The sequence below is a fragment of the Cryobacterium sp. Sr8 genome, assembly GCF_004403225.1.
Lineage (GTDB): Bacteria > Actinomycetota > Actinomycetes > Actinomycetales > Microbacteriaceae > Cryobacterium > Cryobacterium psychrotolerans.
The window spans coordinates 359,634-368,717 of record NZ_SOHO01000070.1; the positions used below are offsets into that span (position 1 = coordinate 359,634).

At 71.3% G+C, this 9,084-nt stretch carries 11 protein-coding genes; 6 read left to right on the plus strand and 5 right to left on the minus strand.

The window, feature by feature from the left end; all coding sequences use genetic code 11:
• Nucleotides 1-2 precede the first annotated feature (2 nt).
• Entirely contained in the window at nt 3-1,613 is a 1,611-nt protein-coding gene (locus tag E3T54_RS16160; RefSeq protein ID WP_255452897.1) for an AlkA N-terminal domain-containing protein, read from the minus strand.
• A gap of 74 nt (nt 1,614-1,687) precedes the next feature.
• Between E3T54_RS16160 and E3T54_RS16165 the strand changes: the two genes are divergently transcribed.
• From E3T54_RS16165 to E3T54_RS16175, 3 genes are all read left to right on the plus strand, one after another.
• Nucleotides 1,688-3,082: an FAD-binding oxidoreductase gene (locus E3T54_RS16165; RefSeq protein ID WP_134476537.1), complete on the plus strand. Its 1,395-nt coding sequence runs from the start codon at nt 1,688-1,690 to the stop codon at nt 3,080-3,082.
• 43 nt (nt 3,083-3,125) lie between these two features.
• On the plus strand, nt 3,126-4,325 hold the full coding sequence (locus tag E3T54_RS16170; RefSeq protein WP_134476538.1) for a PrsW family intramembrane metalloprotease: 1,200 nt from the start codon (nt 3,126-3,128) through the stop codon (nt 4,323-4,325).
• 170 nt (nt 4,326-4,495) lie between these two features.
• On the plus strand, nt 4,496-4,867 hold the full coding sequence (locus E3T54_RS16175) for an FKBP-type peptidyl-prolyl cis-trans isomerase (protein ID WP_134476539.1): 372 nt from the start codon (nt 4,496-4,498) through the stop codon (nt 4,865-4,867).
• Here E3T54_RS16175 and E3T54_RS16180 read toward each other — a convergent pair.
• Nucleotides 4,860-5,180 (minus strand): DUF167 domain-containing protein, encoded by a 321-nt coding sequence (locus E3T54_RS16180; protein WP_134476540.1) that lies wholly within the window; start codon nt 5,178-5,180, stop codon nt 4,860-4,862. The genes E3T54_RS16175 and E3T54_RS16180 overlap by 8 nt on opposite strands.
• Between E3T54_RS16180 and E3T54_RS16185 the strand changes: the two genes are divergently transcribed.
• Nucleotides 5,179-5,586, plus strand: a complete 408-nt coding sequence (locus E3T54_RS16185) for a pilus assembly protein CpaE (RefSeq protein WP_134476541.1) — start codon at nt 5,179-5,181, stop codon at nt 5,584-5,586. The two genes, E3T54_RS16180 and E3T54_RS16185, sit on opposite strands and share 2 nt — an antisense overlap.
• 30 nt (nt 5,587-5,616) lie before the next feature.
• On the opposite strand, the gene E3T54_RS16190 is transcribed toward E3T54_RS16185, so the two are convergent.
• The 3 genes from E3T54_RS16190 to E3T54_RS16200 are packed head-to-tail and all read right to left on the minus strand — an operon-like array spanning nt 5,617 to nt 7,469.
• Entirely contained in the window at nt 5,617-6,042 is a 426-nt protein-coding gene (locus E3T54_RS16190) for a pyridoxamine 5'-phosphate oxidase family protein (RefSeq protein ID WP_134476542.1), read from the minus strand.
• A 50-nt stretch (nt 6,043-6,092) separates the two neighbouring features.
• The gene (locus E3T54_RS16195; RefSeq protein ID WP_134476543.1) at nt 6,093-6,362 is read right to left on the minus strand and encodes a protealysin inhibitor emfourin; all 270 of its coding nucleotides are present in this window, start codon (nt 6,360-6,362) and stop codon (nt 6,093-6,095) included.
• Nucleotides 6,363-6,371: 9 nt separating this feature from the next.
• Nucleotides 6,372-7,469 (minus strand): M4 family metallopeptidase, encoded by a 1,098-nt coding sequence (locus tag E3T54_RS16200; RefSeq protein WP_134476544.1) that lies wholly within the window; start codon nt 7,467-7,469, stop codon nt 6,372-6,374.
• Nucleotides 7,470-7,578: 109 nt separating this feature from the next.
• Between E3T54_RS16200 and E3T54_RS16205 the strand changes: the two genes are divergently transcribed.
• Together E3T54_RS16205 and E3T54_RS16210 are read left to right on the plus strand one after the other, a co-directional pair.
• On the plus strand, nt 7,579-8,466 hold the full coding sequence (locus E3T54_RS16205; protein ID WP_134476545.1) for an LLM class flavin-dependent oxidoreductase: 888 nt from the start codon (nt 7,579-7,581) through the stop codon (nt 8,464-8,466).
• Nucleotides 8,463-8,915 carry a PaaI family thioesterase gene (locus tag E3T54_RS16210; protein WP_092323872.1) on the plus strand — a complete coding sequence of 151 codons (453 nt, stop codon included), beginning with the start codon at nt 8,463-8,465 and terminating at the stop codon, nt 8,913-8,915. Before E3T54_RS16205 ends, E3T54_RS16210 begins: the two co-directional genes overlap by 4 nt.
• Nucleotides 8,916-9,084 lie beyond the last annotated feature (169 nt).

Below are 9,084 nucleotides of genomic sequence, written 5' to 3' on the forward strand. Positions count from 1 at the left end.
GTCTAGGCTATCGGCACCGGGGAGGCGTTCGGTTGTGGGGCGTAGCCAAGAGCCCCGCCGGATCGTTGGAGGACATCGACGGGCGCGCCGGCCGCGCGCCACAGGTGCATCCCGGCGTAGCTGCGCCAGGGTGCCCAGCCGGCCCCGCGGGCCGCCAGCGCCCTGGCCTCGCCCGGCAGCCCGAGCCGTGCGGCGCCCTGGCGGAGCGCCAGGTCGCTGGTGAGCAGGATGTCCGGGCTGCCGAGCACGCGCATCGCCACATACCCGGCCGTCCACGGTCCGATCCCGGCCAGGGCGGTCAGCCGGGACTCCAGGTCTTCGCGGGTTTCGCCAACGTCGAGCGCCAGCTCGCCCGTGCTGAGCGCCTCGGCGACGCGGATCATCGTGTTGATGCGTGCGGCCGGGCCCCGCAGCACGGAACGTCCGTCGGCGGCGATGCACTCGGCCGTGGGGAACAGGCGCCGCGGCCCGTGCTCCTCGCCCGGGAGCCCGCCGCCCGGGTGCTCGTCGCCGAGCGCGGCCGCCAGGCGGGTGAGCGCCGTGCGGGCCGCGGCCACCGAGACCTGCTGCCCGATCAACGCGCGAAACAGCGTTTCCTCGGGATCCATGCTTCCGGGCACCCGGATGCCGGGGAGCGCCGCGACCGAGGACGCGAGCGCGGGATCGGCGGCGAGGGCCAGGTCGATCGCCGCGGCGTCCGCGTCCAGGTCGAGCAGGCGGCGAACCCGGCTGACGAGCGGGGCCAGGTCGGTGAGGTTCGTCAGCTTCGCGGTGCAGAGGATCGCGGGGGCCGCGTTCGTTCCGGCGAGGGACAGCGCGATTGTCGCGACGCCGTGGGGCAGCCGGAGCGTGCGCGCGTAGCCGGTGCCGGTGGCCTGTTCGACGTCGGCGATGGCGCGCGTGCCGAGGAAGGCGAGCACGCCGGCCCCGTCGAAGGGCGCCCGGGCCGGAAGCTGCAGGGTGATGCCGGTCGCCAGCGCGGCCGCGGCATCCGTTCGCTCGTCGTGGGACCGGCGGGCCGAGCCGGTGGCCCGCAGTTCGGAGGGGGTGCGCTCATAGACGGCGGCGATCGTGTCGTTGAACTGGCGCACGCTGCCGAAGCCGGCCGCGAACGCGACCTCGGCGATCGAGAGCCCCGTGTTGATCAACAGCACCCGGGCCGTCTGGGCGCGGTGCGCGCGGGCCAGGGCGAGCGGCCCTGCCCCGACCTCGGCGACGAGCACGCGGGTCAGGTGCCTCGGGGTGTAGCCGAGGCGCGCCGCGAGGCCCGGCACGCCGTCGCGTTCGACCGCGCCGTCGGCGATCAGGCGCATGGCCCGTGCGGCGAGGTCGTCACGGATGTTCCAGACCGGCGATCCGGGGACGGCGTCAGGCAGGCACCGCTTGCAGGCGCGCAGCCCCGCCTCGTGGGCCGCGGCGGCGGTGAGGTAGAACGACACATTCGCCGGTTTGGGTGTGGCGGCCGGGCAACTGGGCCGGCAGTAGATGCCGGTCGAGTGCACGCCGGTGATGAACTGGCCGTCGAAGCGGGCGTCGCGGCTCGACATGGCCCGGTACCGCTCGTCGAAGGCCGGGTCGACCGGGCCCGGCCGTGTGGTTCGGTCTCTGCTCACCAACCCAGCCTGTCACGTCCCGGCGGCCTCCGGTAGCGGAAATCGGACATCGCCGGCACGCTATCCTGAGCCCCATGACCACACTCGCCCGGCTGCAGGCCGAACTCGGCTCGATCGTCAGCACGGACCCGGCCGACCTGGCGGCGGTGCGCGAGGACAAGTCGGGCTGGGTTGCCGCGGGGATTCCGCTGGCCGTGGTGCGTGCGACGACCACGGAGCAGGTCCAGGCGACATTGCGCATCGCCAGCGAGACCGGCACGCCCGTCGTCACGCGCGGCGCCGGCACCGGGCTGGCCGGGGGAGCATGCGGCACGGACGGCTCGATCGTGCTCAGCGTGGCCGGCATGAACCGGATCCTCGAGATCCGGCCGGAGGACGAACTCGCCGTGGTCGAACCCGGCGTGATCAACCAGGATCTGAACGACGCGCTCGCCGCGTACGGGCTGTGGTTCGCGCCCGACCCGGCCAGCAAGGCGATCTGCTCGATCGGCGGCAACATCGCCACGAACGCGGGCGGTCTGCTCTGCGTGAAGTACGGGGTCACCCGGGAGGCCGTGCTCGCACTGACCGTCGTGCTCGCCGACGGCCGGCTGCTGAAGACCGGCCACCGCACCGTCAAGGGCGTCACCGGGTACGACCTCACCGCGCTGCTCACCGGCTCGGAGGGCACGCTCGGCGTCATCGTCGAAGCCACCGTGCGGGTGCGGGCAATCACCCCGGGCGAGGTCGTCACGCTCGGCGCCGTGTTCCCGGATGTCGCATCCGCGGCCGCCGCATCCGCCGCCGTCATCGCCGCCCGGGTTCGCCCGGCCGTGATGGAGCTCATCGACCCGGTCGCCCTGGCGATGATCGCGGACTACCTCGGCCCGGACGGTTCCGCCGGGCTCCCCATCGAGGGAGGGGCGTTCCTGCTGCTGCAGACCGACGGGCCGGCCGCGCTCGCCGAAGCCGACCAGGCCGCCGCCGTGCTGCGGAGCTCCGGCGGTCAGGTGCGCCAGTCGACGGACCCCGCCTCGGGCGAGCGGCTGCTGGCGATCCGGCGCTCCGCGCACCCGGCGCTCGCCGCCTACGGCGAGGTCCTGATCGAGGACGTGTCGGTGCCGCGCTCGCGGATGGCCGAGATGTTCGAGCGGATCGCCGAAATCAGCGCCCGCACGGGCGTGCCCATTCCGACGGTCGCCCATGCCGGGGACGGCAACCTGCACCCGAACTTCGTGATTCCGATCGACCCGCTGCGGCGGATCGGGGATCCGATGGTGCCGGACCACATCTGGGCCGCGGCCGACGAGCTGTTCCGCGCCGCGCTCGCGCTTGGCGGCACGCTCACCGGCGAGCACGGCGTGGGCGTGCTCAAACGCCGCTGGCTGGCCGAGGAGATCGGCGACACGAGCCTCGACCTGCAGCGACGGATCAAGGCGGTGTTCGACCCGCTGGGCATCCTGGGTCCGGACACGATGTTCGGCGGCTGACGGCCGGGCGCCCGAGCCGGAGCTGCTGCGTCAGAATAGAGGCATGACCTTCGACCAGTCGCCCGTGCAGTCGAGCCCCGAGCCCGTGCAGCCGGTGTGGACCCCGCCGAAAGCGCCGTCCCGGGCCGGGACGCTCGCCCTGGCCGTCACCGGAATCACCCTGGCCGCGCTCGCCCTCCTGCTCGTCTTCGTCTACCTCGCGAGCTTCCTCGGCACGTCCGGCCTGCTCGTCTCGCTCCTGCTCGCGCTGATCCCGCTGACCGCGGTGCTCTTCGCGGTGCGCTGGATCGACCGGTGGGATCCGGAGCCTCGCCCGGCGCTCTGGTTCGCGTTCCTCTGGGGAGCAGGCGTCTCCGTCGTCACGGCGCTCATCTTCGACCTGGGCGTGCAGCTGACGATCCGGGCCAGCGGGGGCGAACTGGTCGGCAACGACCTGGTCACCGGCGTCGTCCAGGCTCCGATCGCGGAGGAGGCGGCGAAGGGATTCGGCGTGCTGCTGATCTTCTGGGCCATCCGCAGGCACTTCGACGGCCCGGTCGACGGCATCGTCTACGCCGCGACGATCGCCGCGGGCTTCGCGTTCTCGGAGAACATCCAGTACTTCGGCACGGCCATGGCCGACGGCGGGCCAGGAGTCCTGGGCGTGACGTTCCTGCTGCGCGGCGTGTTCTCGCCGTTCGCGCACGTCATGTTCACCGCCTGCACCGGCCTGGCCCTGGGGATCGCGGCCCGGCGCACCGGCGCGTTCGGCGCCATCGGCTACTTCGTGATCGGTCTGATCCCGGCCGTGCTGCTGCATGCCCTGTGGAATGGCGCCTCTTTGGTCTTCGTCGGCGACTCGGCGCTGCTGCGGTACTACGTCTTCGTGCAGGTGCCGCTGTTCATCGGCGCGATCCTCGTCGTCAACCTGATGCGCAGGCAGGAGAAGCAGGTCACCCAGGCGCGGCTGAACGAGTACTCCGCGGCCGGCTGGTTCACGCCGGAGGAGGTCGCCATGCTCGCCACCGCGGCGGGACGTCGCCAGGCCCTGGCCTGGGCGACCGCGCAGCCGCCCGGCCGGCAGGCCGCGATGCGCGGGTTCATCACGGATGCCACCCGCCTGGCCTTCGCCCGGGAGCGCATGCTCAACGCGGGGGCGGGCGCCAGGCCCGCCGACCGCTCCGGCGAAGCCCGCCTGCTGGCCTCGCTGCGGGCCAACCGCGCCGTCGTGATTGGCACGCCCCCGGCGGCTCGTCGCGACTAGCACGTCGGCGCCGAGGCGCAAAAAAACTCGCCGCCCGGTGGTGTGGCACTGCCGACGACTCTCCCGGTGCGGCGAGTTTGTCTGGTTACAGCCTGCACCCGGCGACCCCGTTCGCGCAAGGAGGAATTCTCCGGTGTGCGATCCGGCGCGGAATCCGGTTGGATGGTGCAATGACTGATTTGAACTCAAAGCCCGAACTCGACGCCCCGGAGGGCCCCGCGCCCGAACAGCTCGAGATTGTTGACATCGTCGTCGGGGAAGGCGCGGAGGCCACGCCCGGCGCCACCGTCGACGTCCACTACCTGGGCGTCGAGTACGACTCCGGTGACGAATTCGACTCCTCCTGGAACCGCGGGCAGTCGATCAACTTCCCGCTCGGCTCGCTCATTGCCGGCTGGCAGCAGGGAATCCCCGGGATGAAGGTCGGCGGACGCCGCAAGCTCGTCGTCCCGCCGCAGCTGGCCTACGGCCCCACCGGTGGGGGCCACCGCCTGTCCGGCCAGACGCTGATCTTCGTGATCGACCTGCTCGGCGTCAGCTAGGGCTACAGCCAACCCGCTCGATTCGCACGTGCTTCACCCGTGAGGTGTGGCCCCGGATGATGCGCACCGCGCTCCGGGCCACACCGAAGTGTGCGGCGAGCAACCGGACGAGCGCGTCGTTCGCAGCCCCGTCGACCGCCCGCTGCTGCAGGAACACCGTCAGCGACGCGCCGCCGGGCTCCTCCGTCACGACCAGCGGCCCTTTGCGGCTGCCCGGCTTCACGCGTACCGTGAGATTCACCGCTGGGGTCACGTACGGTCCTTCCGGTGCAGGCAGCGTCGTCGAGGCAAACGCCAGGATCGAGTGTCCCATGATTTCCGTCGAAAACGCCCGTGTGCTCCGCGAGGCCGGCCTGCACTGGCATCCGGTCTCCGGGGATTCGTTCCGCATCGAACGCCCCGATTTCGACAGCGACGTGTTCACGGTGAGCGAGATGACGATCGAAGCCCACGAATTCGACACCGGCACGATCCTCCGGTTCAACGGGACCACCGAATGGGCGCTGGACTCCCTCGCCCTCGAGCACGCTCTCTGGCTGCCGCGGGAAGACCAGCTGCGCGAGCTGCTGCAGGGCACCTTCCGCTCGCTCCACCGGCTGGCAGATGCCGGTTACCGAGTGGAGGTCGAGGTCGCGGGGGAGAGCACGGCGTTCGACGCCGCGGATGCGTCGGATGCCTACGGCGCGGCGCTCCTGGCGCGGCTCACCCGGTCCGCCTGACCGGTACCGCCTGGCCGGTACCGCTTCGGGTCAGAACCGTTCGGGTTCGGGGCCCAGGGTGAAACGACGCCCGGACATCCTGGCCGGCGTGATCTCGACCCAGATGTATTTGAGGGTGGGGACGAGCGGTCGGAGCGGCAGCTGTTCGGCGGCGTCGATCTCCGCCCGCGTTTCGAGCACGCGCGCCGTGCCCTTGACCACGACGCTCCAGGCCTGCTCCCGGCCGACCCCGTCGCTCTCGAACGCGACCTTGTTGTTCACGGTGAGTTCGAGCAGCTTCTCGCCCTCGGAGGTGCGGAACAGCAGTTTCTGGTCGGACGCGACGAAGTTCACCGGGTAGATGTCGGGTTCGCCGACGACGCTCACCGCCAGGCGGCCCAGGTTGGCGGACAGCAGGAATTCCCAGCACTCGTCGTCGCTGAGAATCTCTACCGGGTTCAACTCGTTGATGTCCATAGGCACATCGTCCCACGGGAGGGGCGTCCGTGCGAGCGAACCACGCCGCGCTACCGACCCTCGTTGACGGCCCTGACCCGGTCGACGAGGTCCTTCCACGGCCCGGCCACCTGCGGCTCCGGCAGCACCACCTCGTGCGGGGCGCACCGGATGCGGTACACAAACCGGTCGGGCTCGGGGGCGGTTTCCTCGGCCTGGCCCCAGGGCAGCGAGTCCAGGAGTTCCCGCCAGCTGGGGGCATCCGGCTGCTCGTCGACCTGCACTTCCCAGGTGACCCGGATGCCGGCGATGCCGCCGCTCCGCGAGACGATGACCTTCATGCGGGAATGTTACTCCGAGGGCGCTCGCGCAGGCAGCGACAGGCCGAGACCCACCTCGTGCCACGCGGAGCGCACGGCCGCATGCTCGCGGGAACCGGGGCCGAAGCGCGCCGCCGCCGCGGCCTCGGTCGCGCGAGCGAAACCCGCGAAGTCGACGCGCCTGCCCAGGGCGCCGCCGGTCAGGGTGTCGTACCAGATCTGCCCCGGCGCCTCCCAGGCATTGCCGCCGAGGGCCTCGGCGACGAGGTAGAACGCACGGTTCGGGATGCCGGAATTCAGGTGCACGCCCCCATTGTCGTCTTCGGTGTCGATGTACCCCGCCATGCTGCCCGGTTGCGGGTCCTTACCGAGCACATCGTCGTTGTAGGCGGTGCCGGGCGCCTTCATCGACCGCAGCGCAGCGCCCTGGACCTGGTCCGTGAACAGTCCCTCCCCGATCAGCCAGCTCGCCTCCGCCGTGGCCTGGCCCCTGGCGTGCTGCTCGACGAGCGAGCCGAACACATCGGACATCGATTCGTTGACCGCCCCCGACTGGCCCGCGTAGGTGAGGTTCGCGGTGTGCTGGGTGACCCCGTGGGTGAGTTCGTGCCCGATCACCGTGAGCGAGAGCGTGAACCGGTTGAAGACCTGGCCGTCCCCGTCGCCGAAGACCATGCGCTCGCCGTCCCAGAACGCGTTGTCGTATTTCCGGCCGTAGTGCACGCTTGCTTCCAACGGCATCCCCCGGTCGTCGATGGAGTCGCGCGCAAATCGCGTCCAGAACAGGGTGTGGGTCTCACCGAGGCCGTCATGGGCCTCATTGACCGCGGGGTCCGAGGTGGGCGGCCAGCCCTCCGCGCGGGCGAGAAGGCGCCCGGGCAGGCGTTCCAGGCCCACGGCATCCCAGATGCTGCGGTCGATCCGGCCGCGCTGCCTGGCCGCACCGGCGCGAACCGCGAGCGCCGGGGGCAGCGGATGCGCCGCGGCACGATGTTCGCGCAGCGGGATGTCACGGAGCAGCGATTGCCTGGCCGCTTCCGCCGCCGCGGCGAAGCGCGGGTCGTCCAGCCGCGCCAGCCGCACCAGCAGGTACGGCGGCACGATCGTGCATCGCGCCGTGGCCTTCATCGGCTTGCTCCCTCGCGCCCGGGCGCCCGGGCGGGCGTCGCACCACAAGGTAGCACCGGGCGAATGCAGCCACGAGAGCGGACCGCTGCGGCATCCGTAGACTCGCTGCATGCGCTTTGGAATCGTCATTCTCCCGCAGGACTCGTGGCCGGAGGCCCGGCGTCGCTGGCAGGCGGCGGAGCAGTACGGCTTCGACCATGCCTGGACCTACGATCACCTCTCCTGGCGCACGCTCGCCGACGAGCCGTGGCACGCCACCGTGCCCACGCTCACGGCCGCCGCGACGCTCACGAGCCGGATCCGGCTGGGCACGTTCGTGTCGTCGCCGAACTACCGGCATCCCGTCCCGTTCGCCAAGGAGATCGCGACGCTCGACGACATTTCCGGCGGGCGATTCACCCTCGGCGTGGGATCGGGCGGGACCGGTTTCGACGCGTCGGTGCTCGGCCAGCCCGGGTACACGCCCCGCCAGCGCCACGAACGGTTCGCCGAATTCGTCCGGGCCCTCGACCAGCTGCTCCGGCACGAGGAAGGCGTCGGCGGCATCAGCTTCGACGGCGACTGGTACAGCGCCGTAGAGGCGCGCATGGTCGGCCGGCCGGCGCAGCATCCCCGGGTGCCGTTCGTGATCGCCGCGAACGGGCCGAAGGGTCTGCGCCTGGTCGCCGAGCACGGGGCCGGGTGGGTGACCACGGGCGCCGACGGTGCCACCGGTGAGGACTGGTGGGCCTCGGTCGCCGCGCTCACGGCCAGGCTCGACGACACCGCGCTCGCCGCGGGCCGCGATCCGGCGTCGATCGAGCGCTACCTCTCGTTGGACAGCAACGGGGCATACTCGCTGCAGAGCGTGGACGCGTTCGACGACGCCGTCGGCCGCGCGGACGCACTGGGCTTCACCGATGTGATCAGCCACTGGCCGCGCGCCGAGGGGATCTACGCCGGCCGCGAGTCGGTGCTCGAACGCGTGGCCTCAACCCTGGAAGGGCGACGCGCATGATTTCCCTCTTCGACGAGATCGCCCCAGGGCTCTCCGGCCTCGAACAGCTCCGCGCGATGATCGCCTCCGGCCGTCGCCCGGGGATGGGCGAATCGCTCGATTTCACCCTGGTCGAGGCCGAGGAGGGACGCGCCGTTTTCGAGAGTGTGCCCGGGCGGCACGCCTACAACCCGATCGGCACGGTGCACGGCGGGTATGCCGCGACGCTGCTCGACAGTGCCTGCGGCTGCGCGGCGCACTCGCGGCTGACCGCGACGCAGGGGTACACCACCCTGGAGCTCAAGGTGTCGTTCCACCGCCCGATCACCGCCGACACCGGGCCGGTCCGGGCCGAGGCGACGCTGATCTCCTTCGGCCGACGAGCGGCCTTCGCCCAGGCGGCCCTCACGGATGCCCGGGGCCGCGTCTACGCCACCGCCACCTCGACCCTGCTCATCTTCGAACGCTGACCCCCGCGAAAACGCAGTTGTGCGCGTTATTCGGGCGTTTTAGCGCGCACAACTGCGGTTTCCCCTCTGCGTCAGGCTGATTGTGAGTCAGTTCACGATCAGAAGGAGGCAGGGGAATGTCGATAAGCCCAGGATTCACCACGGCGGAGATCCGCGAGTTCGTTCATGA

What these genes read in the sequence shown, in the direction of transcription:
- E3T54_RS16170 (WP_134476538.1), top strand. Translation starts at nt 3,126, where the DNA reads ATGACCTTCGACCAGTCGCCCGTGCAGTCGAGCCCCGAGCCCGTGCAG.
- E3T54_RS16200 (WP_134476544.1), bottom strand. Translation starts at nt 7,469, where the DNA reads ATGAAGGCCACGGCGCGATGCACGATCGTGCCGCCGTACCTGCTGGTG.
- E3T54_RS16195 (WP_134476543.1), bottom strand. Translation starts at nt 6,362, where the DNA reads ATGAAGGTCATCGTCTCGCGGAGCGGCGGCATCGCCGGCATCCGGGTC.
- E3T54_RS16185 (WP_134476541.1), top strand. Translation starts at nt 5,179, where the DNA reads ATGATTTCCGTCGAAAACGCCCGTGTGCTCCGCGAGGCCGGCCTGCAC.
- E3T54_RS16205 (WP_134476545.1), top strand. Translation starts at nt 7,579, where the DNA reads ATGCGCTTTGGAATCGTCATTCTCCCGCAGGACTCGTGGCCGGAGGCC.
- E3T54_RS16165 (WP_134476537.1), top strand. Translation starts at nt 1,688, where the DNA reads ATGACCACACTCGCCCGGCTGCAGGCCGAACTCGGCTCGATCGTCAGC.
- E3T54_RS16180 (WP_134476540.1), bottom strand. Translation starts at nt 5,180, where the DNA reads ATGGGACACTCGATCCTGGCGTTTGCCTCGACGACGCTGCCTGCACCG.
- E3T54_RS16175 (WP_134476539.1), top strand. Translation starts at nt 4,496, where the DNA reads ATGACTGATTTGAACTCAAAGCCCGAACTCGACGCCCCGGAGGGCCCC.
- E3T54_RS16210 (WP_092323872.1), top strand. Translation starts at nt 8,463, where the DNA reads ATGATTTCCCTCTTCGACGAGATCGCCCCAGGGCTCTCCGGCCTCGAA.
- E3T54_RS16190 (WP_134476542.1), bottom strand. Translation starts at nt 6,042, where the DNA reads ATGGACATCAACGAGTTGAACCCGGTAGAGATTCTCAGCGACGACGAG.